Raw genomic sequence first — 24897 nt, 5'->3', positions numbered from 1 at the left:
TAGTCAAAAATACAGTCATATGCCTAGTCAGTATTCTAGGTGAGTGATGGTGTCCGGTGATTCAGGGGGCCATTCCATTTACTAAAGTGGGCCCGACTTGCTAACGGATTTTGTACATTCCATATACCGATCCCCCATAATTCCATGCGGTGGTCGAGTTACGATTTTCAGAGCTAGTAGTTAGAGAGCGCATAAGGCGCTTTTTTTTCGATGTCAGGTGCGGCTCTCTGAATGCGTAGCGGTATATGTCCAACTCATTCATTGAGCAGACTCTGCGCGCGTTATCAAGCACTCCGACCTTGGTCATGATGATCGGAAGTCTCGCATCAATCACATTTAGCAGGGTTTCCATCTTATTTATCTTCTTTCTTATGGAATCGATAGCCGATCTAGGATTGGAAGATGTTCCGCTGCTCACCCATATCTTGTCGTGATGGAAAAGTCGATTTCGGTACTCTCGAATTTCATGCACGATATTCATTATTTGGTGGCGTGCATCTACGCTACTGGACGAAAGTAAATTGTATTTTCGAAATGCCGTCCCCATCAGCACCGGCCACAGATGCGTGCTTTGCTGTGCTCGTGTTGAAGCGGAGAATGCATCACTAAGCACATGTCCCCACGTGCTAAATTCGGTCGCTGCGACGATTTTGTCATGCGACCATGTCGGCACTGCGGAAGGGACCACTGCATGTTTGGGTAGATGCAACCGTATTCGTTCACTTGCACGCCACGCTTTGGTCAGTGTGTTTTCAGCTTTTTGCATGCATCCTTGGAAATCGGCGTGTGCCGGGGTTTGATACTGCGGGAGCTTCCACCATTTGGCACCGAACTTCGTACGGGCTGCGTTGTCTACGCTGTTGCGGAGCGACACTTCGACGGCTTGAGTGATGGGATAAACGGCACCGACTACGTGTTGGGCCCAGACATACGTACCGAATAGTTCGGCATCACAACTAGGCGAGAATACGGCCTGATAGCTCGATAGTCGTGGGGGTGATACAAGGGACAGTATGGGAGGGTAATGGAACGACTGGGGCATGGTTTAGGTCGCATGTTAACGTTTCGTTACGCTAACACTTGTTTGCGGTGCTGTGTGAGACTGCTTGACTTTTTCCCTGGTTTGTACCTATAATTTCGACATCACCTGTCTGTATGTCCTCTTCCCCTCTCTGTGAGGTTCTAGTCGGCATGCGTAGTAGGCAAAAAGAAAGCGAAGGCCCGCCTCTGGCGGGCCTTTTTGTTTTCCGCAACTGTGGTTGTTGTGGAGCAATGTCAGAGTTCGGCGGAACCGAGCCTCGGGTTGGTCAAGTTGTTCTGCGCTGACTCTCAGGGGTTGTGGCGAGAGTGCTCGGTGTCCCCTTAAGCTTCACAATAGTGATCGGTTGGGGTTTGGTGGGCCTAGGCGTTGGACGAAACGTTACCTGCCCGATGCGAGCGTGCGAATGGATTCATTCAGACGGGGGAATCAAACTGTCTCGTGTCGCACCATCGTCGACTTTGTGTGCCCCCGGTGACTTGTTGACGATACGCTTAGGAAAATCTAACAAGATGGGACAGTTCGCTCTAGCAAGTCCTATCAGATCTTCAACGCCCGCAGGGCGAAAGTGCGCGATATCTAAAGGTTTATGGGATCCTACAAAGCGTTTGCCTCGCATGACCCGGGCCAGCCTGAAAAGGCTGGCCTTTGTTTTTTCCGGCTGGTCGCGCGCCGCTTGTGCGGTGGCCAGCGTGCTTCAAGGATGCAGTGATGGGTAATCGCGCGTGGTTGTCGTTGCAGGTGGACCGGGACGGCCGCACGGTGTCATCGGAAGAAATCGCTGCCGCCAACGGCAACCTGCCCACGTTATGGCAGGTATTGCTGGCCGACGGCAGCTTGCGGGACGCCGATGCGTCGCAGCGCGTGTTTGGGGATGCGGGCACGGCCGCGCTGGCCGCCCCCGCGCAAGCCGCGCACGATCGCTTGCGCCAGGTGGCGGCGTTCTTGCGGACGCATGCGGCACGCGGAGACGCGCCGCATTGCGTGCAGTGGGATGCGGCGGTGGCTTACCTGGCCGAACGGATGGAGGCGCGGGGGGCGCGGGACGCGTCGGGCGAGCGGGACGACGCCGCCGGCTTGTGGATAAGCGCCAATCTTGATGAGCTGGCGTGGCTGCATGGGGATGGCGCGCAGGCGTATCTTGCCCACGCGCGCGCGCTGTGCACGGATCGCTGGAACGCTTTGCAGGACAGCATGCGCGAGGACGACATCGCGGCTGCGTTGCGCTTGCTGGACGTGCAAGGCGCTGACGATGAATCCGGTTGGGCGTGGCGGGTCGGGCTGGGCGGCCTGGCGCATCCGTATTTCTTTCCGCAAGAACCCGCCCGGCGGGTGCGCTATGAAGACTTCGACGAGGACGAAGACCAAGACGAAGATGCGGACGACGGCTGCGAAGACCGTGCCGATGACGAAGAAGATGCCGACGTCGACAACGACGCCCCCAACGGCACCCCTACTTCTAAGCGTCGCGACACCCACCTCGGCGACGGCTTGCATCGCTTTGTTGTGGACAACCTGTGCGGCGTGCGCGAAGGACGCAGCGAAGACGGCCGCGTGGTGCTCGCCCCGCAGTTCGATTCCATCTGGCGTTTCGAAGACGGCGTGGCGGCGGTTCTCAAGGACGACAAGCTTGGGCTGATCGATACCAGCGGCCGCCAGTTGATGCCATGCGAGCTGGACGAAGTGTGGAGTTATTCACAGGGTCTGGCGATGGCGCGGGTGGGCGACCAGTTCGGCTTTGTGGATAGATCGGGGGCGTGGGCGATACCCCCCACATTCGAATCGGCGGGCGATTTTTCGCCCGGGGGCTTGGCGCCCGCATACGAAGCCGGGTGCTGGGGCTTGATCGACCGGTGCGGTGCCTGGGCAAGCGCGCCCGTATGGGACGACATCAATTGGGATGACGCGCTGCACGCCTATGTGACGCAGCGCGGTGACCACTGCGGCCTGATCGATGCGCAAGGTCGGCAAGTGCTGGACGCCCTGTACGCCGCGTTGGGGCCTGTGGAGTCGGAGTCCGATCCCGCCGGCCTGTGGATAAGCGGCCAGATGCGGATCCGGGTGCTGACCGAGGATGATCAGCGCGGTGTTCTGGACGCCCAGGGCGGAATCGTCGTGCCCGTGGCCTATACGGATCTGGCCGACATCATCTGGCTACCCGCTTCCAATCCGGCCGACATCACGCCGCCGCCCGCGGGCCAGGCCGGCCGCTATCTGCGCGTGCTGCGCTGCGTGGATCACGGGGAATGGGACGAATGGTTCCAAGGCGCCTACGACATGGTCGAGCGCCGCGAGGCGCTGCCGTGCACGCAGCACCTGGTGTTCGGCCTGATGTGGAAAGACACCTACGGCTGGCTGTGCGCCGTGGTGCCGGAACAGGCCTGCGACCACAGCCCGGATGGCCAGCACATCGGTATCGCACAAGCGGACGGCGCGTGGCTGCACGAACCGGTCTATGCGTGGATCGGCGTACCCGAGTCGCTGCGCACGGGGGACGGCGTGCACGGCTGCCCGACGGCGATTGCGCAATGGTGGGGCCAGGGTCAGGCCGTGCCGGCCATGCATGTTGACGGCGCCATGCGCTACTTGCATGCGGACGGGCGGGTGCAAACCGATGCGCAATAGCGCCGGCGCCTTCTAACCCACCCCCTCACAAACCTGCTTGATCGTCTGCCTTAACCATCGGTGCGCCGGGTCGCTGTCCAGCCGGGGCGGCCAGGCTTGCACCACCCTGACCGGGGGCGTCTCCACCGGCATCGCAAAGCCGCGCAAGGCGAGCCCCAACCGTTCAATGCCCGGCATCAGGTGTTGCGGCATGGTGGGCAGGATCAGGTCTGAGTCGGCCAGCGCAAACAGCGCGGCGTGGAAGGTGGGGGTGATCAACGCGACGCGCCGCGTCAGGCCCAGGCTGGCCAGCGCCTGGTCGATAGGGCCTTGCGCGCGGCCACGGCGCGACACGCTGATGTGGTCGTAGCCCGCCAGGCGTTGCGGGGTTACGGGGCCATCGAAAATCGCATGCCCGGCGCGCGCCAGGCCGCAGAAAGACGTGGTGAAAAGCGTTTGCACCTTGATGTCGGCGCCGAACTTTTGCGACGAACCAATATAGAGGTCGGCGTCGTCACTCAAGGCGTCTTCGTCGTCTTCGCCTTCGGAGACAAAGCGCAGCACGGCGCGCGGGGCGTGACGGCACAGATGTTCGCGCAGGCGGCCGCCGAAAGCGCCGACAAACACATCGTTGGCGCGCAGCGTGAAGATGCGCGTCAGCGCGCCAAGGTCCGTGTCGCGGCTGAATGCCGACCACACGGATTGCGCCTTCTCCACCGCGGCGCGCACCTGGTCGCCAGACCGCGTCCTGAACGCACCAGTACCGGGTCGCCCACGGCGTCGCGGATGCGGGCCAGCGTGCGGCTCATGGCGGGCGTGCTCAGGTTGAGCCGACGCGCCGCGCCGGCGACGCTGCCCTCCTGGATCAGCACGTCCAGGGCCAGCAGCAGGTTGAGGTCGGGCGTTGTCATGGCGCCAAGCATAGCGCGCGCGCAGGGCGCGGCTTGGGGGCCGGCGTTGCACGCCATGCAATCGTGGAATGCGATGGGCGGCATTCCCCGGTGTGCGCGCCACCGCCATGATGCGGTTCGTGGCGGTGCATGGGCGCCGGCAGGAAAACGAAGGAGATAGACATGGCGCTGAAGGTTCTGGAACTGCACCACCACGCGGTGCGCATGCCACTGGGAAAAGTGGCGGCCATGGGCGCGTTCTATGGAAGCGTGCTGGGGCTGGACACGGATGAAGGCCGCTGGGAGATACCGGGCATCGCCGGCTACTTCCTGGACATGGGAAATGATTGCCAGATCCATTTGCTGGGCAGCGATGGCCCCTCGCCCTATTCCCAGGGGCCGGGACGCGACCCCGTGGAAAACCATCTGGCGCTGGCGGTGGACGATATCGCCGAGGCCGAGGCGGAACTGCAACGCATGGCGGTGGACTACTGGAAGCTGGACAACGTGGCGGCGCCGGAGCTCATGCAGCTTTTTCTGCGCGACCCCGTCGGCAACCTGATCGAGCTGCACCAGTTGGGACGCTGCCGCTGCAAACGCAGCGACCGTCTCTTCGCGGATGCGAAGGCCGCCGAGGGCGCGGCGCCGACGCCGGCGCAAGACTGAGCAGCTGGGGATAAGTCATGTTCATCGACCTGAACGTCTTGGCGGGACACGAACGCTACAAGCTGCTGACGGCGGCGATCGTGCCGCGCCCCATCGCCTGGATCGTGTCGCGCGGTGAGCAGGGGGCGACCAACGTGGCGCCCTTCTCGTTCTTCAACCTCATGTCGGGCGATCCGCCGTTGATCTGCGTGGGCATCGGGATGCGCGATGGCGCGCCCAAGGACACCGCGCGCAATATCGGCGAGCGCGGCGAGTTCACCGTCAACCTGGTGTCGACACGGCTGGCCGCCAGGATGAACGTGACGGCGGTGGACTTCCCGGCCGGGGTGGATGAATCGCAGGAAGCGGGGCTGGTGCTGGCGCCGTCCGAACGCATCGGCGTGCCGCGCGTGATGCAGTCGCCCGTCGCGTTTGAGTGCCGGGTGCATGAGCTGCTGCGCATCGACGGCCGCAGCCTGGTGGTGGCCGACGTGGTGGCCATGCATGTACAGGATGAATTCGTGGCCGACCGCGAACACCTCTATCTGGACGGCGGAAAAATGGACCTGCTGGCCCGTCTGCACAACCCGGGCTGGTATGGCCGCCCGCAGCCGGCTTTCCAGATGCCGCAGTTGAACCTGGCGCAATGGCAGGCACTGAAGCCGTCTGGCGAAGCGGCCGACTACCTGGAACGGTCCTTCATCTAGCAGGCGGCAAAGGCCGGCTCCTTCACCGCGCCGCCCGCGCCTTCAAATCCGCCATCTCTTCATTCATCAACTGATGCGCATACCGTGAAAACACGCTGACCAGCCGCGTGCGCGTGTGATACGGCGGATACAGCAAGGCCACCGTCACCGGCACCGCCGGGCTGAACGGGCGCACCTCCACGCCGTTGGCCTCGTACTCTTCGCGCGCGGCCAAGGGGTTGATCAGCGCCACGCCCAGGCCCGCGCCCACCAGCGCGCACACCGATGAGCCCAGCCCCGCTTCGGCCACCGTCTGGCGTTCCACCTTGGCGGCCTTGAAGACGGCGTCGATCTTTTCGCGCAGCGGCGTGGCGCTGGGAAAGGCGATGAAGGGCTCGCCTGCGAAGTCAGCGGGTTTCAGCTTTTTCAACTTGGTCAGGCGGTGCCCCTTGGGCAGCACCGCCACGCAGTTCATCGTCATCACGGGTTCGACCTGAATGCCGGGGCTGTCGCCCGACAGCATGGCCAGGCCTGTGTCGCAAAAGCCCGAGCTGATCCAGTTGTGCACGGTGCTGGCGTTGCCCGAATGGATGGACACCATCACGTCCGGGTATTCGGTCTTGAAGGCCGCGACGATGCGCGCCAGCATGCCGCCCGCCAGCCGGGGCATGGCCGCCACGCTCAGGCGGCTGGCGCTGAACGAGCGGATGCTGGCCGCCGCCGACTCCAGGCCGGCCAGGCCAATAAAGGTTTTTTCCACCTCTTGAAAGAAGCGCGAGCCGTCCTGCGTGGGGCTCAGGCGGCTGCCATTGCGATCGAACAAGGGAAACTGGGTGATGGCTTCCAATTGCGCAATTAAGCGGCTAACGTGCGGCTGCGAGGTATGCACGCGCCGCGCGGCGGCCGTCATCGAGCCGGTCATCATGACGGCTCGGAAGGCCTCGATGTGTCTTAAGCCCATCCGTGGAATGGCCATATCAAATCCGTATAGAGGAATACCTGATTGGAACTGGATAAAACCATACTGCTAGTTGATACTTTTTGCCAGCCGCGGGGCTCATCGCGGGACGTGGCGGACGTCGGACAAACCGGCGCCGCCGATCGTGACTACAAACACGCGCCGGTTGCACGGCGCCAAGGGAATCAGATGAAAGCATTTGCCGCGATCTCCGTCGCTGCCGCCCTGCTGGGCAGCACGGCCACCGCCCACGCCGAAGGCACCAGCCGCCTGGACAAGATCCGTGAAACCGGCGTGATCACGCTCGGCCACCCCGAGACCTCGGTGCCCTTCGCCTATCTTGACGGCAACCAGAAGCCCATCGGCTACACGGTCGAGATTTGCCAGGAAGTGGTGCAACACATCAAGACGGCGCTGAAGCTGCCCAAGCTGGAAGTGCGCTACAACCCGACGACCTCCGCCACGCGTATCCCGCTGCTGGCCAATGGCACCATCGACCTGGAATGCGGCAACACCACCAACAAGCTCGACCGCCACAAGTTGGTGTCGTTCGCGCCCACGACCTTCGTGGCGCAGGTGGTGCTGGTGGCGCGCAAGGACGGCGGCGTGGACCCCAACAACCTGGAATCGTTCCGGGGCAAGACCATCGCCGCCCAAGCCGGCGGCCAGACTTTCCGCCTGATCTCGCAATTGAATGCCAAGGGTAACCTGGGCATCACGATGGCGCCCACCAAGGACACCGCCGAAACCATTCTGATGGTGGAATCGGGCCGTGCCGCCGGGTCGGCCAACGATGACGGCATCGCCTATGGCGCGGTGGCCTCGTCGAAGAATCCGGATGCGTTTGTGATTGGCACCAAGGGCCTGGAAATGGCGCCCTACGGCATCATGGAACCCAAGGACGACCCCGCATTCAAGAAGGTGGTGGACGATGCCGTGGTGGATCTGATGAAGAGCGGCAAGGTCGCGGCGATCTACAACAAGTACTTCAATTCGCCGATTCCCCCGAAGCAGATCAACCTGAAGTATCCGATGAGCGATGCGCTCAAGCGTGCACTGGCCAACCCGACCGACTCGGGTGACCCGAAGGTATACGAGTAAGCAGCAACTAGTCCGCGGGACGCCCAGGCGTCCCGCGGCGGTTTTGGGGCAAGGCGTCGCGCATGGCGCCGCCATCTAGGGCACGGGCATGAATTACGACTGGAGTTGGAGCGTCTTCCTGGAGATGTCGCCGGATGGCGTGCATAACTTTCTGGAAACGCTGCTGATCGGCGTGGGCTGGACGCTGGCGCTTGCGCTGACGGCGTGGGTGTTTTCGCTGTTGCTGGGATCTTGGCTGGGCGTGATGCGTACGGCGCAGTCCCGCGTGATGAACCTATTGGGCGCGACCTACGTCGAGCTGTTCCGCAACATACCGCTGCTGGTGCAGATGTTCCTGTGGTATTTCGTGCTGCCTGAATTGCTGCCGCATGCCTGGGGCCTGGCGATGAAGCAGATGCCGCAGCCCTGGGGCCAGTTCGTGCCCGCCGTGCTGTGCCTGGGGTTTTATGGTTCGGCGCGCGTGGCCGAGCAACTGCGCGCCGGCATCCAGTCGTTGCCGCGCGGCCAGTTCCAGGCGGGGACCGCCCTGGGGCTGACCGAGGTGCAGGTGTACCGCTACATCATCCTGCCCGAAGCGTTTCGCATCGTGCTGCCGCCGCTGACGTCCGAGTTCATGGGCACCATCAAGTATTCCTCGGTGGCGCTGACGATCGGCCTGCTGGAGCTGACCGGCCAGGCGCGTTCCATGCAGGAATTCAGCTTCCACATCTTCGAGGCGTTCTCCGCCGCGACGGTGATCTACCTGATCCTCAACGGCATGGTCGTGCTGGGCATGCGCCTGCTTGAACGGCATATCGCGGTGCCTGGCCTGATCGGCGCGGCCAGCAACGGCGCGGCCAGCAAAGCCGGTCCGGCCGCGGTCAAGACCGCCGCCCTGAGCCGATAGGGGATCGCGATGGGTAAATTTGATTTCGATGTGATCTGGACCGCGCTGCCCTATCTGTTCCAGACGGGCATGACGTTCACCCTGACGCTGACGGTGCTGGCCGCCGTGATGGGCCTGGCGCTGGGCACGCTGCTGGCCATGATGCGGCTGTCGCGCTTCAAGATTCTGTCGGTGCCGGCGGGCATCTACGTGAACGTGATGCGCTCGATTCCGCTGCTGCTGGTGATCTTCTGGTTCTACTTCCTGATGCCGTACATCGCCGCCTGGGTGGTGGGGTCGGCCACGCCCTTGCGCGTGGGGGCGTTCAATTCGGCGGTCATCACCTTCACCTTGTTCGAAGCCGCGTACTTTTGCGAGATCATGCGGGCGGGGATTCAGTCGATTGCGCGCGGCCAGGTGTCGGCCAGCATGGCGATCGGCCTGACGCCGTGGCAGGGCATGCGCTACGTGGTGCTGCCGCAGGCGTTTCGCAACATGGTTCCCGCGCTGTTGACCCGCGTGATCATCCTGTTCCAGGACACGTCGCTGGTCTATGTGCTGTCGTTGACCGACTTCCTGGGCGCGGCGTCCAAGATCGGCCAGCGCGATGGCCGGCTGGTGGAGCTTTATCTGTTCGTGGCGGTGGTGTATTTCGTGATCTGCTTCACGGCGTCCCGCCTGGTCAAACTACTGGAAAAGCGCACCCGTGTGCTGCGATAGGGTTTAGCGATGCAACTATCTACGACGCCTCCGATGATCGAGATCTCGCAGGTCAGCAAGTGGTACGGCGCCTTTCAGGTGCTGGATGAATGCACGACGACAGTCGGCAAGGGTGAAGTCGTGGTGGTGTGCGGGCCGTCGGGGTCCGGCAAGTCCACGCTGATCAAGACCGTGAACGCGCTGGAGCCCTTTCAAAAGGGCAACATCGTGGTCAACGGTATTTCGGTGGGTGACCCGCGCACCAACCTGCCCAAGCTGCGGTCGGTGGCTGGCATGGTGTTCCAGCACTTTGAGCTGTTCCCGCATTTGTCGGTGACCGAAAACCTGTGCCTGGGCCAGACCAAGGTGCTGGGCCGCGGCAAGGAAGAAGCCCGTGCGCGGGCGCTGACGCTGCTTGAGCGCGTGGGCCTGTCGGCGCACAAGGACAAGCACCCGGGTGAACTCTCGGGCGGCCAGCAGCAGCGCGTGGCGATTGCGCGCGCGCTGTCGATGGACCCGGTGGTGATGCTGTTTGACGAGCCCACCTCGGCGCTGGACCCCGAGATGGTCAACGAGGTGCTGGATGTGATGACGGACCTGGCCAGCGAAGGCATGACGATGATGGTGGTGACCCACGAAATGGGGTTTGCCCGCCGCGTTGCCGACCGTGTGATCTTCATGGACGGCGGCAAGATTGTCGAAGACTGCGTCAAGGACGAGTTCTTCGGCAATGTAGAGGAACGTGCCCCGCGCACGCGCCAGTTTCTTTCCAAGATTTTGCAGCATTGATACCCATGACCCAGCGGACTCCCGCCGACCATCCCGCCCTTCCCGTCGACCTGCGCAGCGACACGGTGACCCATCCGACGGCGGCCATGTACGAACGCATGCGCACCGCGCCGATCGGCGATGACGGCCTGGATGGCGACCCTTCCGTGCGCGCGCTGGAAGCCCACGTGGCGGCGCTGCTTGGCAAGGAAGCCGGGCTGTTCGTGCCCAGTTGCACCATGGCCAATCTGCTTGCCGTATTGGCGCAGACGCAGCGTAACGAGCAGGTGGTGCTGGAATCGTCCGCCCACATGTACACCTCGGAACGCGGTGCGGCCACGTTTACCGGGCTGTTCTATCAGGGCGTGTCCGGCACCGATGGCGCGATGGACCTGAACCGGCTTGACGAGGCCTTGCTGTCGGGTGGGCACCGGTTGAAGACGTCGCTGGTGGCGATGGAAACCTCGCACAACAACGCCGGGGGCGCCGTCCTGCCGTTGGATCACATGCGCGCCGTGTATGACATGGCCAACGCCAGTGGCATTCCCGTGCACCTGGACGGTGCGCGCCTGTTCAACGCGGCCGTGGCGCTGGGCGTGCCGGCACCCGAGATCACCCAGTACGCCGATACGGTGTCGCTATGTCTGTCCAAAGGCCTTAGCGCCCCTGTGGGCGCGGTGCTTACGGGCAGCAAGGCCGTGATGGCTCGTTCCCGCTCGTTGCGCCGCATGCTGGGCGGCACGCAGCGCCAGTCGGGCATCATGGCGGCGGCCGGCCTGGAAGGCGTGCAGACGATGACCGTCCGGCTGGTCGAAGACCACGTCCGCGCGCGCCGCTTGAGCGACGGCATCAACCGCCTGGCGCCCGCCTTGTCGGCCACGGTGCCGCAGACCAATATCGTGCAGGTAGAGACCGCCGACTCCGGCATGACCAACACGCAGTGGGTGGCGGCCTTGCAAGCCGAAGGCCTGCTGACACGCCCCTGGGGCCGCACGCGCCTGCGTTGCGTCACGCATCGCCACATCGAGGACGAGGACATCGACACCGCCGTGCAGGCCTTCGCGGCGGTGCTGGAGAAACGCTGAAAGTCGCTGAAAAAGTGCTGAACGCCAGCACTGAAAACTGGCCCTGAAACCCAGTGTTCATCGGCACCGCCGGCCCATTGCGGCGGTGCGATAATGCCGCATGTCCACGACTCACCTCACCCGAAAAGACTATTTCTGCGCGCTGGCGGTCGTGGTCATATGGGGTCTTAATTTTGTTGTCATGAAGGTCGGCATGCAGGGCCTGTCGCCCATGATGCTGGGCGCGCTGCGATTCGCGCTGGCTGCCTTCCCCCTGATTATTTTCGTGCGCCGGCCGCAACTGCCGTGGCAGTGGATCGCGGCCTACGGGCTGGTGCAGGGGCTGGGCCAATTCGGCCTGCTGTTCACTGCCCTGAAATTCGGCATGCCGGCCGGCATGGCCTCGCTGGTCATCCAGACCCAGGCATTCTTCACCTTGCTGCTGGCGGCCCCCGTGCTGGGCGAACGCGCGCGGCGGCACCACTGGATCGGCTTGGGCGTGGCCGCGCTGGGGCTGGCGGTGATTGCGGGCGGCCGGGGCGAAGGCCCGGGCCAGATGACCATGCTGGGCTTTGTGCTGACGCTGGGCGCCGCGTTCATGTGGGCAGCGTCCAACATGATCGTGCGGCGGGCCAGTCGCATGGCGCCTGGCTACGACCCCTTTGCCTTCATCGCCTGGAGCAGCGCCGCGCCGGTGCTGCCATTCTTGCTGCTGGCAGTGTTGATCGACGGCTGGGAGCCGGTGCTGGGCATGATTACCGGCATCGGCTGGGGCGAGGCGCTGTCGGTGCTGTACCTGGCGGTGCTGGCGACGCTGGTGGCCTACACGCTGTGGACACGCTTGCTGACGCGCCATCCGGCGGCCAAGATCGCACCGTTCTCGCTGCTGGTGCCGGTGGTGGGCCTGTGGGCGGCGTCCATGGCGTTCGGGGAACGGCTGCAACCGTTGCAGTGGCTGGGGGCGGGCTGCGTGTTGGCGGGCCTGATCATCAATCAGGTTGGCGGACGCTGGCTGCGCAGCCGCTGAAATACCCGTTCAAACCGGGTCATCAGGCAGGCGTCTGCGACCCTATCAGCCCGGCTTCAACCACTGTCTCAACCTTGCCTCAACCCCTCGACCAGCCGGACTACGGCTTAACGCCGAGGGCGCTGAATCGCACACTGCCCGGCTACACCTGTTCAAAGCGGATATAACGCTTGTCGGTGTATTCCCGGCGCGTCGTCATTTCCTGCACGGACGCGCCCGGCGGGCCGCGCCGCAGCCACTCAAGCATGTGGTCCACCTGGTCGGGCGTGCCCTGCACCAGGGCTTCAACCGTGCCGTCCAGCAGGTTCTGCACCCAGCCCGTCACACCCAGCATGTGGGCGCGCCGCACCGTGGCGTGGCGATACCCCACGCCTTGCACCGTGCCGCTGACTGACACGAGGACGGTTTCGATATGGGAGTCGGTCTTAGGGTCTTGCATGGATGTTTCCTTCGGATGATGCGCCGCCAATGGGATGAGTAGGCGGTTAAGGCTACAGCGGATGGTCTATAGGCCCGGTGGGTGTCGAAGCGATACGTTAGTGCTCATGTCAAAACGTGCCAACGGGAACACCCGCTACCAGAGCTTGGAGAAGCCATTATGGAAGAGACCAGTTTGTTGTCGGAAGCTGAGACAGCGCGCTACAGGGACCAGGGCTACCTGGCCCTGAAGGACATGTGCCCGCAGGATGAGGTGGGCTACATCCGTCGCACCCTGCTGGACTTGTTCGCGAACAAAACGGGATACAACGAGGGCGCGCAGTATGACTTCGTCAGCCGCGACGACCCGTCCAAGCCCGCGAAGTTTCCAAGCCTGCACGATCCGCGTCATTATGCCCCCGGTCTACTGAAGACGACTTACCACGAGCGCACGCTGGACCTGGCGCGGCAATTGCTGGGCGAAGAGGCGGCGCTGTATGGCGAGCACGCGCTGCTCAAGCCCGGCCCGTTCGGCCCGGAAACGCCGTGGCACCAGGACGAGGCGTTCCGTTCGCCCGACTTCGTCTACAACGAGCTGAGCATCTGGCTGGCGCTGCAACCCGCCACCGTGGAAAACGGCTGCATGCAGTTCATCCCCGGGTCCAACAAATGGGACGTGCTGGAGCACCGTTCGCCCGGCGGCGACAAGAGCCTGCATCCGCTGGAATGCTGCGGCGAATTCCAGCGTGACCAGGCGGTGGCCGAACCGCTGGACCCGGGCGGCATCACCGTGCACGACGCCCGCACGCTGCACTTCACCGGGCCGAACACGTCGCCGTCGCCGCGCCTGGCGTACATCCTGATCTACAACACGCCGCCGGTCTACAAGCCGGGGCGCCGCGAATTTCCGTGGCTGGAAGGCCGCTGGACGGATAGCCAGACGCGCAAGAAGCAGTGGCACAAGCGTGGTGGGCTGGCCGTGGATGTGATGCGCCGGCTGCCGGGTGCGCGGCTGACCAGCCCGCGTTGGGTAGCGTGGGCCACCATACGCGCGGTCAGCAAGGTCTGGCCGCGATAGCTCGGGCGACGGGGCCATAGAGCCCCAGTCAGAGGGGGGGCGAACGAGGCCGGCAAGCAACGCTTGCCGGCCTCGGCGCGTATACTGAGCGGCGCCGCAGGGCCTGTCGCCCAAGCGTTGCGGTGCAGCCGCCCGCAGCCGGCGGCTCCAGATTCCAAGAATACGAAACGTAGCTGGCGCCCTTCCATCACTCCTCAGACCTCTCATGACCGCTAACCTTTCTACGATCACCTGCATCGAAGATCTGCGTGTCGTCGCGCAAAAGCGCGTGCCCCGCATGTTCTACGACTACGCCGATTCCGGCGCCTGGACCGAAGGCACCTACCGCGCCAATGAAAGCGATTTCCACAAGATCAAGCTGCGCCAGCGCGTGGCGGTGAACATGGAAGGCCGGTCGCTGCGCACCACGATGGTGGGCCACGACGTGGTGATGCCGCTGGCGATTTCGCCCACTGGCCTGACTGGCATGCAGCATGCCGACGGCGAGATCCTGGCGGCGAAGGCCGCGGCGGATTTCGGCGTGCCGTTCACCTTGTCCACGATGAGCATCTGCTCGTTGGAAGACGTGGCCGAGGCCACCAAAAAGCCGTTCTGGTTCCAGCTTTACGTGATGCGCGACCGCGAGTTCGTGGCCAACCTGATCGACCGCGCCAAGGCCGCTGGTTGCACCGCGCTGGTGCTGACGCTGGACTTGCAGATCCTGGGCCAGCGCCACAAGGACATCAAGAACGGCTTGTCGACGCCGCCCAAACCCACCATCCGCAACCTGATCAACCTGGCGACCAAGCCGCGCTGGTGCATGGGCATGCTGGGCACCAAGCGCCGCACCTTCGGCAACATCGTCGGACACGCCAAGGGCGTCAGCGACCTGTCGTCATTGTCGGCCTGGACGGCTGAACAATTCGATCCGCGCCTGAGCTGGGACGACGTGGAATGGATCAAGCAGCGCTGGGGCGGCAAGCTCATCATCAAGGGCATCCTGGATGTGGAAGACGCGCAACTGGCGGCCAACAGCGGCGCCGACGCGCTGATCGTCAGCAACCACGGCGGCCGCCAACTGGACGGCGCCATGTCGTCGATTGCCGCGTTGCCGGCGATTGCGGATGCGGTGGGTTCGAAGATTGAAGTCTGGATGGACGGCGGCATCCGTTCCGGCCAGGACATCCTGAAAGCGGTGTCGCTGGGCGCGCGCGGCACGATGATCGGCCGCGCATTTTTGTATGGCCTGGGCGCGTATGGCCAGGCGGGCGTCACCCGCGTGCTGGAGCTGCTATACAAGGAAATGGATACGACGATGGCGCTGTGCGGCCGCCGCAATATTGAGCCGGGCGACCGCAGCATTTTGCTGCCGGGCACGTATCCGACGTGATGTGGTTGGGGTGTTTTGGGGCGGGGGCAGCTTGATGGGTTCGCGCGATCGGCGGCGTGGTTCTTTGCGACCGCGTCGCGCGCCACACCCATCCTACGGCAACTCGTAGGATGGGTGAAGCGCGCAAGATTCGCGGCAAGAACGCATTTGCCGAACGCGCGCAACCCATCGAACCACCGCCAAGATATGGCTGGGTTATTTCGGGTTCCGGCGCTGCTTGATGGGTTTCGCGCGGTCGGCGGCGTCGTTCTTGGGTATGGCATCGCGCGCTGCACCCATCCTACCGCCAGCGCCCCACCCCGACGTCAACCGCCGTTCCGACATCCACCCCCGACGTCAACCGCCGTTACCGACATCCATCCCCCGCCATCAACCGCCGTTACCCGCGCCCAAATAATGGCTGGGGCGTCTCAGCGCGGGGTCGAAGGGGTTGATCTGCGCGCCTACCGCGTCCGCCTCTCGGCGCAGCATTTCAACGATCAGTGGCAGGCGGTCGTCGTCGATGCGTTCGATGGGGGCGGCCACGCTTAGCGCCGCCACCGTTACGCCGTTGGGGTCGTAGACCGGCACCGCCAGCCCCGCGATATTTGGGAACACGCCCTGCCCCTGGCTGCGCGCGTACCGCCGTTCCAGGCATTCCTTGATGCGCACCCGCATCGAAATTTCGTCCACAAAACCCAGATGGTGCAAACGCGGAATGTTGAAGCGGATGACTTCTTCGCGTTCGGCTTCCGGCAGGCTGGCCAGCAGCACCAGGCCGCCCTGGCCCATGCCCAGCGGCACGCGCCCGCCGATATCGCCGGTGTGCGAACGCACCGGGAACGCACCGTCAACCCGGTCCACGCAGACCGCGTCAAAGCCGCTGCGCACCAGCAGGAAAATCGTGTCGTTCAACATGCCCGACAGGCGCAGCATGGCGGGGCGGTAGAGCGAACGCAGGCTGGACTGGTGCGTGCCCGCCGCCGCCGCCAGCGCAAAGAACGCCACGCTGAGTTGATACCCCTTGCTTTGCGCCGGCTGCTCCACCACGCCTTCCTGCATCAAGCCCTGAAGCACGCGGTGCACCGTGGCCTGCGCCTGCCCGGTACGGGCCGCGATATCGGTCAGGCGCAGCTTCTCCCCTTTTGCATCGGCCAGCACGCGCAGCACGGCAAACGCCCGCTGCAACACGCCCTGGCCGGCAGAATCGTCCGCTGTCTCTGATTTCTTCATTGTTTGATTCCATTGATCAAAATATATGAACGTATTTTTATCAGTAAATTCAGCTTAACGGAAATTCATTCTAAAAAATTCGATTCTTCGGAAAACCCTAATTGACCCTGCCTTTTCGCGAAACCTAGACTGCCCCATCAATAAGCCACCACGCCGGGAAACCGGCCTTACGGGGTGGCACAACGCCCGCATCGGGCGACGGGGTTTGGAAAATGTCATTTCTGCGGCTGGACAACGTCTCGAAGAACTACGGCGACCTGCGCGTCGTTTCCGATCTGAACCTGACTGTGGAAAAAGGGGAATTCGTCTCGCTGCTGGGCCCATCGGGCTGCGGCAAGACCACCACCTTGCAGATGATTGCCGGCTTTGCGGAAGTGACGCAGGGCGTCATCACGCTGGACGGGCGCGACATCACGCGCGCCAAGCCCAATACGCGCGGGCTGGGCATCGTGTTCCAAAGCTATGCGCTGTTCCCGCACCTGACCGTGACCGACAATGTGGCCTTCGGCCTGAAGATGCGCAAGGTCGAGCGCGCCGAACGCCAGGAGCGCGTGCGCGAAGCGCTGGCGCTGGTGAAGCTGGACAAGCATGCCGACCGCTATCCGCGCGAGCTTTCGGGCGGCCAGCGGCAACGCGTGGCGCTGGCCCGCGCGCTGGTCATCCGCCCGCCCGTGCTGCTGCTGGACGAGCCCCTGTCCAACCTGGACGCCAAGCTGCGCGAAGACATGCAGTTTGAACTGCGCGGCATCCAGAAGAAGATCGGCACGACCACCGTCATGGTCACGCACGACCAGGCCGAAGCCTTGTCCATCAGCGATCGCGTGGTGGTCATGCAGGATGGCCGCGCCACCCAGGTCGACGCCCCATTCCGCATGTACGAACATCCGCAAAGCGAATTCATTTCGCGTTTTGTGGGCAAGACCAACCTGCTGCCCGGCCGCGTCACCCGCTGCGGCGAGCAAGCTGAAATCGAGACCGGCGCCTTGCGCGTGCTGGTCGACGGTGAAGGCTTGCGCCACGGCGACAACGTGCAGTTGTCGCTGCGCCCGGAAAAACTGGTGCCCGTGCCTCCGGGCCAGGGCAAGCTGGCCTGTGTGGTCAGCACGCGCTACTTCCTGGGCAGCCAGTGGATGTACGACCTGGATTCGCCGGTGGGCACGCTGACCGTCCTGACTCCGAACGACGGCCGCCGCCCGCATGATGATGGCGAGGCCATCGGGCTGGATTGGGCCGAGGGCGTGTTGCGCGTGCTGCGCGCCCCGGCCGCCTCGACTGCGCAAGAGGCCGCCTGACATGGCAACGCTGACTCACGCCACGGCCGGCCCCAAGCCCCGCAACGATGGCCTGCTTGCCATCCTGGGTTCCATCCCGCTGACCCTCGTTTTCCTGACCCTGGTGCTGACGCCGCTGGCGCTGACCCTGGTGCTGTCCTTCCGTCCGTTCGACTACAGCGCGGGCATCTTGCCGGGCCATACCTTCGAACATTATCTGGCGGTGGTCACCGACAGCTACTTCATCGAAATCTTCTGGCGCACCTTCTGGATCGCCGGCGTGACCACGCTGATCTGCGTGCTGATCGGCGCGCCCGAAGCCTACATCCTGTCGCGCATGGGCAAGCCCTGGCGCTCCATCTTCCTCTTGGTGGTGCTGTCGCCGCTATTGATCTCGCTGGTGGTGCGCGCCTTTGGCTGGAGCATGCTGCTGGGCCCGCACGGTGTCGTCGGGCGCGCGGCCGACGCGCTGGGGATCGGGCCGCTGCTGTACACACCCACCGCCGTCATCATTGGCTTGGTGCACGTGATGCTGCCCTTCATGGTGATCCCCGTTTGGACCTCGCTGCAAAAACTGGATCCCACTGTTGAGCACGCCGCGCTGTCCTTGAACGCCTCGCGCTTTCAGACGCTGACGCGCATCGTGCTGCCGCAGGCCATGCCGGGCATTCTGTCCGGCAGCCTGATCGTGTTCGGCCTGTCGGCAAGCTCATTCGCCATTCCCGCCTTGCTGGGCGGACGCCGCCTGAAGATGGTGGCCACCGTGGTGTACGACGAGTTCCTGACCGAGCTGAACTGGCCGCTGGGCGCGGCCATCGCCATCATCCTGCTGGTGGTCAACGTTGTGATCATGATGGCCTACAACCGCGTCGTTGAACGCTCTTACCGCCGCAGCCTGGGCTAAGGCGCCAAGGAACCAACATGCAGAAAAATGGCCCCTTCGCGCTCGCGTTCAACTTCCTGGTGGTGGTGTTCGTGCTGGCGCCGCTAGCCATCGTGTGCCTGGTGGCGTTCACGCCGGAATCGACGCTGACGGTGCCCACCACCAGCTTCTCACTGCGCTGGTTCCGCGCGGTGTTCGAGCACCCCAACTTCATGCAGGCGTTCCAGAACAGCCTGTGGCTGGCCTTCCTGTCGGCCACCATCGCCGTCTGCCTGGCCGTGCCCGCCGCCATTGCCATCACGCGCTACCGCTTTCCGGGGCGCGATGTGTTGAACGGCTTGTTCCTGTCGCCCCTGATGATTCCGCATCTGGTGCTGGGCGTGGCGCTGCTGCGCTTCTTCGCGCTGATGGGCATGGCGGGCAGCTTTCCGTGGCTGGTGGCCGCGCACGTCGTCGTCATCACGCCTTATGTGATGCGGCTGGTGATCGGCGCGCTGGTCGGTTTTGACCGCTCGATTGAACACGCCGCCCTGTCGCTGGGCGCCAGCCGCGCCACCGTGTTCTTTCAGATGACCTTGCCGCTCATCATTCCAGGCGTGTCGGGCGGCTGGCTGCTGGCCTTTATCAACAGCTTCGATGAACTGACGATGTCAGTCTTCATCACCGCGCCATCCACCATCACTCTGCCCGTGCGCATGTACATGTACGCCACCGAATCCATCGACCCGATGATGGCGGCCGTGTCCGCGCTGGTCATCGTGCTGACCGCCGTCACCATGCTGCTGCTGGACCGCGTGTATGGCCTGGACCGCGTGCTGGTGGGGCAGAAATGAAACCCTTGCCGATGGCGAATAGAGAGGCGCCGGCATCATGGCAATACTGAAACGCCTGGCCGAAACGGCCCGGCCCGCCGTGCCCTTCACGCTGGACGGGCAAGCCTGCCAGGCCTTGGCGGGGGACACCGTGTTGACCGCCGTGCTGACACAGGCCGAGCGCCTGCGACATTCCGAATTCAGCGGTGCGCCGCGCGCCGGCTTCTGCATGATGGGCGCCTGCCAGGACTGCTGGATGCAGTTGGAAGACGGCTCGCGTCTGCGCGCATGTTCCACCTTCATCGAACCCGGCATGCGCCTGCAAAGCGCGCCCCTGCCGCCCGCCGCCGTGCCCGGCACCTTGGCGGTGGCCGCCTGGCCCGAGGACGACATCGCATGAGCATCGTGATGCCCGTTATCGTGGGCGCCGGCCCTGCCGGTGTGCGCGCCGCCCAGGCGCTGGTGGCCCAGGGCCTGCGGCCCGTCATCCTGGATGAAGCCCCACGCGCCGGCGGCCAGATCTATCGCCAGCCGCCACCGGGGTTCCAACGCGACAAGCCCGCGCTGTATGGCTTCGAACATCGCAAGGCCGATGCCGTGCACCGCGCCATGAACGCCCTGCTGCCGCAGGTGGACTACCGCCCCGGCAGCCTGGTGTGGAACGTGGAAGGCAAGACGCTGGACGTGCTGCAAGACGGCGTCAGCACCGCCGTTCCGTATACGCATCTGATCCTGGCCACGGGCGCCACCGACCGCGTGCTGCCCTTCCCCGGTTGGCTGACACCCGGCGTCTACACCTTGGGCGGATCGCAAGTGGCCTTGAAGTTCCAGGGCTGCGCCATTGGGTCGCGCGTGGTGTTCATGGGCACCGGGCCGCTGCTGTATCTGGTGGCGTACCAGTACGCCCGCGCCGGCGCACAGGTGGCGGCCGTGCTCGACACGTCGCGCTTTACCGACCGCCTGGCGGCGCTACCCGGCATGCTGCGCGCGCCGGGACTGTTGGCCAAGGGGCTGTACTACATGGCGTGGCTGCGCGCGCGTGGCGTGCCGCTGCGTAGCGGCGTGCGGCCGGTGGCCGTGCAGGGCCAGGCGCGCGTCACGGGCCTGAGCTACCGCCAAGGCGGCCGCGAACATAGCGTGGAATGCGATTCGCTGGCCTATGGCCTGGCGCTGCGTTCCGAAACCCAACTGGCCAGCCTGGTCGGCTGTGAATTCGAATTCAACGCGCGCGACCGTAACTGGACGCCTCGGCGTGACACAGCCGGACGCGGCAGCGTGCCGGGCGTCTACGTGGCCGGCGATGGCGCGGCAATCGGCGGTGCGGACGCCGCTGAACTGGCGGGTGAGCGCGCGGCGCTGGCGTTGCTGGAAGACATCGGGCAGCCGGCCGATGCCCCGCGCGCGCAGTTGCTCGAAAGCCGCCTTGCCGCCAACAGCCGCATCCGAACGGCGCTGGAACGCGCCTTTCCATTTCCAGAGGATTGGGCGGCAAGCATTGCCGATGACACCGTCATCTGCCGTTGCGAAGAGGTCACTGCCGGCACGGTACGGCGCGCGGTCCACGACACGGCGGCACAAGAGATGAACCGGCTGAAGGCGCTGACGCGCGTGGGCATGGGCCGCTGCCAAGGACGCATGTGCGGCGCGGCGGCGGCCGAAGTGCTGGCGCAAGCCTGTGGCTGTACACCCGCCGAAGTCGGGCGCTTGCGCAACCAGCCGCCGGTCAAGCCCGTGCCGGTGCGCGTGGTGTGCCTGGAGCGCCAGAACAAGGTGTCGGCATGACGCAGCGTATCGACACCGAAGTGGCCATCATCGGCGGCGGCATCGTGGGCGGCAGCGCTGCGCTGTTCCTGCGCCGCGCGGGCCTGCCTGTGGTGCTGTTGGAGTCTGCGCTGTGCGGCGCGCGCGCAAGCGGCGTGAACTACGGCGGCGTGCGCCGCCAGGGGCGCGGCCTGGAACAGATGCCCCTGACGCGGCGCGCGCACGAACTGTGGGGCCAGTTGCCCGCGCTGATTGGCATCGACGGCGAATACGTGCGCTCCGGCCATTTGAAACTGGCGGCGTCTGACGCCGACATGGCGCTGCTGGAGGCGTATCGCGACCGCACGCGCGGCTTCGGGATGAACCTGCGGCTGCTTGGCCGCCACGACCTTGCCGACCGCTTCGGCTGGCTGGGGCAGGACGTGGTGGGCGGATCGCTCTGCCCGGAAGACGGCCACGCCAACCCCAGGTTGGTGTCACCCGCCTTCGCGCGTGCCGCCGCCGCGCTGGGGGCCGACGTACGCGAAGGCGTGCGCGTCACCACCGCTGAACATGATGGCTCGCGCTTCATCGTGCGCGCCGAAGGGCTGGAAGTGCGCTCGCGCTACCTGCTGAATTGCGCGGGCGCCTGGGCCGGACAGTTCGCCGAAAGCTTTGGCGAAGCCGTGCCCGAAACTGCTATCCATCCCTTGATGATGGTGACCGAACCGCTGCCCGTCTTCATGGACGTCAGCCTGGGCGTGCAAGGCGGCGGCATCTATGCACGCCAGGTGGCGCGCGGCAATTGCGTGATCGGCGGCGGGCGCGGCGTGTCATCCGGCGCCGATTACGCGCGGCCCGGCCGCGCCGGCCTGGGTGCGCTGATGGCCAACGCCATCAAGCTGCTGCCGGTGCTGCGCGGCGCGCAGGTCATCCGTTTCTGGACGGGCGTGGAAGGCAATATGCCCGACCACAATCCGGTGCTGGGACCCAGCGCCACCACGCCCGGCCTGTTTCACGCCTTTGGTTTGTCTGGCGCCGGTTTTCAGATTGGCCCCGCCGTGGGCGAAGTGCTGTCCGAGCTGGTCGTGCGCGGACAGTCCTCCATTCCTATCGATGCCTTTCGCATCGAACGATACGCGGTGGCCGCTCACGGCGCCGTGGCTCGGCCTGAACCTGTTCGTGAGCAAACGCTGGAGTCACCATGATGGATAAGAAACAGGGCGCATCGCGCCTGAACAAGGGGAAGCGGCTGTTGGGCGCGGCGATGTTGATGATGCTGTCGGCAGGCGCGATGGCGGATCAGAAGACGCTGTACGTCGGCATGAACGGCGGCGACATGGAACGCGCCTTCACGCAGTACGTGTTCCCCCCTTTTGAAAAAGCCAACAACGTGAAGATCGTCGTGGTGCCCGGCACCTCGACCGATGTGCTGGCCAAGGCGCAAGCCTACAAGGACAACCCGCAGATGCACGTCATGTTCCTGGACGACGGCATCATGGCGCGCGCCATCTCAATGGGCCTGTGCCAACAGCTTAACGACGACCCCGTCCTGAAAGAGCTCTACCCCACCGCCGTGATGAAGGACCGCATGGCGGCCGGCATCGACATCGGCATGACCGGCCTGGGCTACAACACCAAGATGTTCGCCGACAAGGGCTGGGCGCCGCCCACGTCCTGGATGGATCTGGCCGACCCCAAGTACAAGGGCAAGGTGGTGTTCCAGTCCGCCTCCAGCAGTACCTTCGGCCTGCATGGCTTCTTGATGTTCAACCGCATCCAGGGCGGCGACGACAAGAACTACGAACCCGGCTTCAAGAAATGGCCCGACACCATCGGCCCCAACGTGCTGGAATACATCCCCAACTCGGCCAAGCTTGCCGAGATGATCCAGTCCAACGAAGCCGCCATCTTCCCGCTGACGCCCACCGCCATCGCGCGCCTGAAGAAGCGCGACATCCCGGTGGAATACGCGCAGCCCAAGGAAGGCTCGGTGATCCTGATGGTGGGCGAATGCGTCATCGCCAAGAACAGCGAGCCGGAGCTGTCGCAAAAGCTGGCGCTGTACCTGTTGTCCGCCAGCGCGCAAGCCAAGGCGCTGGAAATGGGCGGCCACTTCCCGTCGAACAAAAACGTGAAAGCACCGGCTGACACCGTCGACACGCTCAAGCGCTTTCAGGGCTACATGGAAAACGCCAAGATCCTGGATTGGGACGAAGTGAACAAGGCCCGCCCCGCCTTCAACGCCCGCTGGAACCGCACCGTCGAACGTTGATAAGATCGTGCGGCGCGGCGCCTGTGGATAAACCGCCGGCGCCGCGCGCAACCCGACCGGGCGACACGCATGATGCGCCAGAGGCGTCTGATGTGTTCGATGCATTCGATGTCTTCGGCAAAAGGAAAACGACCCATGCGGCTCATCATCAACTCCGGCGGCCCCCAGGCAATCGACGCCTGGCGTGCGCAGTTCCACACTTTCGCGCCCGACCTGGACGTGGTGGGCTGGCATGAAGACGTCGACCCCGCCAGCGTGGACTACGCGCTGGTCTGGGCGCCCGACCCCGGCCGCCTGGCTACCTTCCCCAACCTGAAACTGATCATCAGCGCCGGCGCCGGCGTTGACCACATCCTGGCCGACCCCCAACTGCCGCGCCACCTGCGCATCGCGCGCATGGTCACTGCCCGCACCCAGACCGAAATGGCCGAGTTCGTGCTGACGTCCGCGTTGATGCTGACGCGCGATATCAAGCGCGTTGTGGATAACCAGGCGCGCCGCCATTGGGAGCTTTTCGAGTCCTTGCGCGTGGCGGCTGATGTGCGCGTGGGCATCATGGGGCTGGGGCACCTGGGCGTGGCGGCGGCGCAATTGTTGTCGCGCGTGGGCTTTCAAGTCAGCGGCTGGTCACGCGGGGCCAGCAAGCTGGAAGGCATGCCGTCCTATGCGGGTCAGGAGCAGTTTGGCGAGTTCCTGGGCAATACCGATTTGTTGGTCTGTTTGTTGCCGGCGACCGAGGCGACGAAGGGCATATTGAACACCACCACCTTGTCGCAATTGCCGCGCGGCGCCAGCCTGATCAATGCGGGGCGGGGGGCGCACATGGTCGAGAAAGATGTGATTGCCGCATTGGATAGCGGTCAGTTGCACCAGGCGGTGTTGGATGTGTTTGAAGCCGAGCCGTTGCCGGTGGAGTCGGCGTTGTGGTCGCATCCGGGGGTGATTATTACGCCGCATTGCGCGGCGATTCCCGACCGCAAGGAACGCGCCCGTCATACGTCGTGGTTGATTGCGGCCAATGAACGTGGGGAAGCGTTGCCGAATATTTATGATCCGGGGCGGGGGTATTGAGTGGTGAGGTGATGGGTTACGCGCGTTTGTCGTCGTCGCCCTTGCACAGACCCGGACGCGCTTCACCCATCCTACGATGTACGAGTCAGTCCAAGCATTGGCACATCGCATCAGTCCAAAGAATGGCACATTGCGTAAGCCCCAAAAGGCCGCCCGCGCGGCCGGCCTGGGGCGGGCCCTGCAAGATCTTTCAAGCCTCCGACATCGTGCGCAAAAATGCCAAGCACGCGGGTCTCCCCTGCTGACGCCAGATTGCCGCAATTCGAGCATGGTGGGGTGGTGGCTGGTGGGGGGCGGGGAGTCGATGCGCCCGAGGGAATCCGAAGGCAGCCGCCGCAGGCGGCAACGAGATTCTATGGTTTGGGTCAACCCATAACCGGCCGCAATTTCCCAGGATCGAAGGACTGACCAGTGCGCCAGACC

23 protein-coding genes and 1 pseudogene are annotated in these 24897 nt (G+C 64.3%); 19 read left to right on the top strand and 5 right to left on the bottom strand.

All coding sequences use genetic code 11. From position 1 onward, the window contains the following. Positions 1 to 100: 100 nt before the first annotated feature. Entirely contained in the window at positions 101 to 1042 is a 942-nt protein-coding gene (locus WBR68_RS30525) for an Abi family protein (RefSeq protein ID WP_230696152.1), read from the bottom strand. Between the two features lie 708 nt (positions 1043 to 1750). On the opposite strand from WBR68_RS30525, the gene WBR68_RS30520 reads away from it, so the two are divergent. Beyond that, positions 1751 to 3664, top strand: coding sequence for a WG repeat-containing protein (locus WBR68_RS30520; RefSeq protein WP_304505241.1), 1914 nt, complete (start codon positions 1751 to 1753; stop codon positions 3662 to 3664). Positions 3665 to 3676: 12 nt separating this feature from the next. On the opposite strand, the pseudogene WBR68_RS30515 reads toward WBR68_RS30520, so the two are convergent. After that, a pseudogene (locus tag WBR68_RS30515) lies at positions 3677 to 4566 on the bottom strand (LysR family transcriptional regulator). A 150-nt stretch (positions 4567 to 4716) separates the two neighbouring features. Between WBR68_RS30515 and WBR68_RS30510 the strand changes: the two are divergent. Both WBR68_RS30510 and WBR68_RS30505 read left to right on the top strand, forming a co-directional pair. Next, positions 4717 to 5199 carry a VOC family protein gene (locus WBR68_RS30510; protein WP_230696151.1) on the top strand — a complete coding sequence of 161 codons (483 nt, stop codon included), beginning with the start codon at positions 4717 to 4719 and terminating at the stop codon, positions 5197 to 5199. A gap of 17 nt (positions 5200 to 5216) precedes the next feature. Beyond that, a complete protein-coding gene (locus WBR68_RS30505; RefSeq protein ID WP_230696150.1) occupies positions 5217 to 5885 on the top strand; it encodes a flavin reductase family protein in 669 nt (222 codons plus the stop codon). A gap of 22 nt (positions 5886 to 5907) precedes the next feature. On the opposite strand, the gene WBR68_RS30500 is transcribed toward WBR68_RS30505, so the two are convergent. Continuing rightward, positions 5908 to 6840, bottom strand: coding sequence for a LysR substrate-binding domain-containing protein (locus tag WBR68_RS30500; RefSeq protein ID WP_050447371.1), 933 nt, complete (start codon positions 6838 to 6840; stop codon positions 5908 to 5910). A 171-nt stretch (positions 6841 to 7011) separates the two neighbouring features. Between WBR68_RS30500 and WBR68_RS30495 the strand changes: the two genes are divergently transcribed. From WBR68_RS30495 to WBR68_RS30470, 6 genes are all read left to right on the top strand, one after another. Further along, a complete protein-coding gene (locus WBR68_RS30495; protein ID WP_127183036.1) occupies positions 7012 to 7923 on the top strand; it encodes an amino acid ABC transporter substrate-binding protein in 912 nt (303 codons plus the stop codon). A gap of 88 nt (positions 7924 to 8011) precedes the next feature. Continuing rightward, positions 8012 to 8809 (top strand): amino acid ABC transporter permease, encoded by a 798-nt coding sequence (locus WBR68_RS30490; protein ID WP_230696148.1) that lies wholly within the window; start codon positions 8012 to 8014, stop codon positions 8807 to 8809. 9 nt (positions 8810 to 8818) lie between these two features. After that, positions 8819 to 9508 carry an amino acid ABC transporter permease gene (locus WBR68_RS30485; protein WP_050447373.1) on the top strand — a complete coding sequence of 230 codons (690 nt, stop codon included), beginning with the start codon at positions 8819 to 8821 and terminating at the stop codon, positions 9506 to 9508. Between the two features lie 33 nt (positions 9509 to 9541). After that, positions 9542 to 10276 carry an amino acid ABC transporter ATP-binding protein gene (locus tag WBR68_RS30480; protein WP_050447375.1) on the top strand — a complete coding sequence of 245 codons (735 nt, stop codon included), beginning with the start codon at positions 9542 to 9544 and terminating at the stop codon, positions 10274 to 10276. Positions 10277 to 10281: 5 nt separating this feature from the next. Further along, entirely contained in the window at positions 10282 to 11340 is a 1059-nt protein-coding gene (locus tag WBR68_RS30475; RefSeq protein ID WP_230696147.1) for a threonine aldolase family protein, read from the top strand. A 100-nt stretch (positions 11341 to 11440) separates the two neighbouring features. After that, positions 11441 to 12346, top strand: a complete 906-nt coding sequence (locus WBR68_RS30470) for an EamA family transporter (protein WP_050447378.1) — start codon at positions 11441 to 11443, stop codon at positions 12344 to 12346. 142 nt (positions 12347 to 12488) lie between these two features. Here the strand turns inward: WBR68_RS30470 and WBR68_RS30465 are convergent, their stop codons facing one another. Further along, positions 12489 to 12785 (bottom strand): acylphosphatase, encoded by a 297-nt coding sequence (locus WBR68_RS30465; RefSeq protein WP_050447379.1) that lies wholly within the window; start codon positions 12783 to 12785, stop codon positions 12489 to 12491. A 159-nt stretch (positions 12786 to 12944) separates the two neighbouring features. Between WBR68_RS30465 and WBR68_RS30460 the strand changes: the two genes are divergently transcribed. Both WBR68_RS30460 and WBR68_RS30455 read left to right on the top strand, forming a co-directional pair. Then, positions 12945 to 13841 (top strand): phytanoyl-CoA dioxygenase family protein, encoded by an 897-nt coding sequence (locus tag WBR68_RS30460; protein ID WP_050447380.1) that lies wholly within the window; start codon positions 12945 to 12947, stop codon positions 13839 to 13841. Positions 13842 to 14046: 205 nt separating this feature from the next. Beyond that, the gene (locus WBR68_RS30455; protein ID WP_050447381.1) at positions 14047 to 15210 is read left to right on the top strand and encodes an alpha-hydroxy acid oxidase; all 1164 of its coding nucleotides are present in this window, start codon (positions 14047 to 14049) and stop codon (positions 15208 to 15210) included. Between the two features lie 369 nt (positions 15211 to 15579). Here the strand turns inward: WBR68_RS30455 and WBR68_RS30450 are convergent, their stop codons facing one another. Continuing rightward, positions 15580 to 16422, bottom strand: coding sequence for an IclR family transcriptional regulator (locus WBR68_RS30450; RefSeq protein ID WP_050447382.1), 843 nt, complete (start codon positions 16420 to 16422; stop codon positions 15580 to 15582). Positions 16423 to 16634: 212 nt separating this feature from the next. Here WBR68_RS30450 and WBR68_RS30445 point away from each other — a divergent pair, with 212 nt between their 5' ends. The 8 genes from WBR68_RS30445 to WBR68_RS30410 all read left to right on the top strand — a co-directional run bounded on the left by WBR68_RS30445 (position 16635) and on the right by WBR68_RS30410 (position 24474). Continuing rightward, positions 16635 to 17714 carry an ABC transporter ATP-binding protein gene (locus WBR68_RS30445; protein ID WP_127183039.1) on the top strand — a complete coding sequence of 360 codons (1080 nt, stop codon included), beginning with the start codon at positions 16635 to 16637 and terminating at the stop codon, positions 17712 to 17714. A gap of 1 nt (position 17715) precedes the next feature. Continuing rightward, a complete protein-coding gene (locus WBR68_RS30440; RefSeq protein WP_127183040.1) occupies positions 17716 to 18597 on the top strand; it encodes an ABC transporter permease in 882 nt (293 codons plus the stop codon). Positions 18598 to 18614: 17 nt separating this feature from the next. Next, the gene (locus tag WBR68_RS30435; RefSeq protein ID WP_050447385.1) at positions 18615 to 19409 is read left to right on the top strand and encodes an ABC transporter permease; all 795 of its coding nucleotides are present in this window, start codon (positions 18615 to 18617) and stop codon (positions 19407 to 19409) included. Between the two features lie 37 nt (positions 19410 to 19446). After that, positions 19447 to 19788 (top strand): (2Fe-2S)-binding protein, encoded by a 342-nt coding sequence (locus WBR68_RS30430; protein ID WP_230696146.1) that lies wholly within the window; start codon positions 19447 to 19449, stop codon positions 19786 to 19788. Beyond that, positions 19785 to 21170 carry an FAD/NAD(P)-dependent oxidoreductase gene (locus WBR68_RS30425; protein WP_230696145.1) on the top strand — a complete coding sequence of 462 codons (1386 nt, stop codon included), beginning with the start codon at positions 19785 to 19787 and terminating at the stop codon, positions 21168 to 21170. The genes WBR68_RS30430 and WBR68_RS30425 overlap by 4 nt, the downstream gene beginning before the upstream one ends. Continuing rightward, positions 21167 to 22336, top strand: coding sequence for an NAD(P)/FAD-dependent oxidoreductase (locus tag WBR68_RS30420; protein ID WP_230696144.1), 1170 nt, complete (start codon positions 21167 to 21169; stop codon positions 22334 to 22336). Before WBR68_RS30425 ends, WBR68_RS30420 begins: the two co-directional genes overlap by 4 nt. After that, entirely contained in the window at positions 22333 to 23403 is a 1071-nt protein-coding gene (locus WBR68_RS30415) for an ABC transporter substrate-binding protein (protein WP_050447389.1), read from the top strand. The genes WBR68_RS30420 and WBR68_RS30415 overlap by 4 nt, the downstream gene beginning before the upstream one ends. Positions 23404 to 23538: 135 nt before the next feature. Then, positions 23539 to 24474 (top strand): 2-hydroxyacid dehydrogenase, encoded by a 936-nt coding sequence (locus tag WBR68_RS30410; protein WP_050447390.1) that lies wholly within the window; start codon positions 23539 to 23541, stop codon positions 24472 to 24474. The last annotated feature ends 423 nt before the right edge of the window (positions 24475 to 24897 follow it).

The sequence above is a fragment of the Achromobacter sp. JD-1 genome, from assembly GCF_038594925.1.
Taxonomy (GTDB): domain Bacteria; phylum Pseudomonadota; class Gammaproteobacteria; order Burkholderiales; family Burkholderiaceae_B; genus Achromobacter; species Achromobacter spanius_C.
Note: the sequence above shows the minus strand (reverse complement) of the source record. Positions and strands in the feature narration are given on the sequence as shown.

What these genes read in the sequence shown, in the direction of transcription:
- WBR68_RS30525 (WP_230696152.1), bottom strand. Translation starts at nt 1,042, where the DNA reads ATGCCCCAGTCGTTCCATTACCCTCCCATACTGTCCCTTGTATCACCC.
- WBR68_RS30440 (WP_127183040.1), top strand. Translation starts at nt 17,716, where the DNA reads ATGGCAACGCTGACTCACGCCACGGCCGGCCCCAAGCCCCGCAACGAT.
- WBR68_RS30510 (WP_230696151.1), top strand. Translation starts at nt 4,717, where the DNA reads ATGGCGCTGAAGGTTCTGGAACTGCACCACCACGCGGTGCGCATGCCA.
- WBR68_RS30505 (WP_230696150.1), top strand. Translation starts at nt 5,217, where the DNA reads ATGTTCATCGACCTGAACGTCTTGGCGGGACACGAACGCTACAAGCTG.
- WBR68_RS30455 (WP_050447381.1), top strand. Translation starts at nt 14,047, where the DNA reads ATGACCGCTAACCTTTCTACGATCACCTGCATCGAAGATCTGCGTGTC.
- WBR68_RS30465 (WP_050447379.1), bottom strand. Translation starts at nt 12,785, where the DNA reads ATGCAAGACCCTAAGACCGACTCCCATATCGAAACCGTCCTCGTGTCA.
- WBR68_RS30430 (WP_230696146.1), top strand. Translation starts at nt 19,447, where the DNA reads ATGGCAATACTGAAACGCCTGGCCGAAACGGCCCGGCCCGCCGTGCCC.
- WBR68_RS30420 (WP_230696144.1), top strand. Translation starts at nt 21,167, where the DNA reads ATGACGCAGCGTATCGACACCGAAGTGGCCATCATCGGCGGCGGCATC.
- WBR68_RS30485 (WP_050447373.1), top strand. Translation starts at nt 8,819, where the DNA reads ATGGGTAAATTTGATTTCGATGTGATCTGGACCGCGCTGCCCTATCTG.
- WBR68_RS30415 (WP_050447389.1), top strand. Translation starts at nt 22,333, where the DNA reads ATGATGGATAAGAAACAGGGCGCATCGCGCCTGAACAAGGGGAAGCGG.
- WBR68_RS30450 (WP_050447382.1), bottom strand. Translation starts at nt 16,422, where the DNA reads ATGAAGAAATCAGAGACAGCGGACGATTCTGCCGGCCAGGGCGTGTTG.
- WBR68_RS30435 (WP_050447385.1), top strand. Translation starts at nt 18,615, where the DNA reads ATGCAGAAAAATGGCCCCTTCGCGCTCGCGTTCAACTTCCTGGTGGTG.
- WBR68_RS30475 (WP_230696147.1), top strand. Translation starts at nt 10,282, where the DNA reads ATGACCCAGCGGACTCCCGCCGACCATCCCGCCCTTCCCGTCGACCTG.
- WBR68_RS30460 (WP_050447380.1), top strand. Translation starts at nt 12,945, where the DNA reads ATGGAAGAGACCAGTTTGTTGTCGGAAGCTGAGACAGCGCGCTACAGG.
- WBR68_RS30470 (WP_050447378.1), top strand. Translation starts at nt 11,441, where the DNA reads ATGTCCACGACTCACCTCACCCGAAAAGACTATTTCTGCGCGCTGGCG.
- WBR68_RS30520 (WP_304505241.1), top strand. Translation starts at nt 1,751, where the DNA reads ATGGGTAATCGCGCGTGGTTGTCGTTGCAGGTGGACCGGGACGGCCGC.
- WBR68_RS30425 (WP_230696145.1), top strand. Translation starts at nt 19,785, where the DNA reads ATGAGCATCGTGATGCCCGTTATCGTGGGCGCCGGCCCTGCCGGTGTG.
- WBR68_RS30410 (WP_050447390.1), top strand. Translation starts at nt 23,539, where the DNA reads ATGCGGCTCATCATCAACTCCGGCGGCCCCCAGGCAATCGACGCCTGG.
- WBR68_RS30500 (WP_050447371.1), bottom strand. Translation starts at nt 6,840, where the DNA reads ATGGCCATTCCACGGATGGGCTTAAGACACATCGAGGCCTTCCGAGCC.
- WBR68_RS30480 (WP_050447375.1), top strand. Translation starts at nt 9,542, where the DNA reads ATGATCGAGATCTCGCAGGTCAGCAAGTGGTACGGCGCCTTTCAGGTG.
- WBR68_RS30445 (WP_127183039.1), top strand. Translation starts at nt 16,635, where the DNA reads ATGTCATTTCTGCGGCTGGACAACGTCTCGAAGAACTACGGCGACCTG.
- WBR68_RS30490 (WP_230696148.1), top strand. Translation starts at nt 8,012, where the DNA reads ATGAATTACGACTGGAGTTGGAGCGTCTTCCTGGAGATGTCGCCGGAT.
- WBR68_RS30495 (WP_127183036.1), top strand. Translation starts at nt 7,012, where the DNA reads ATGAAAGCATTTGCCGCGATCTCCGTCGCTGCCGCCCTGCTGGGCAGC.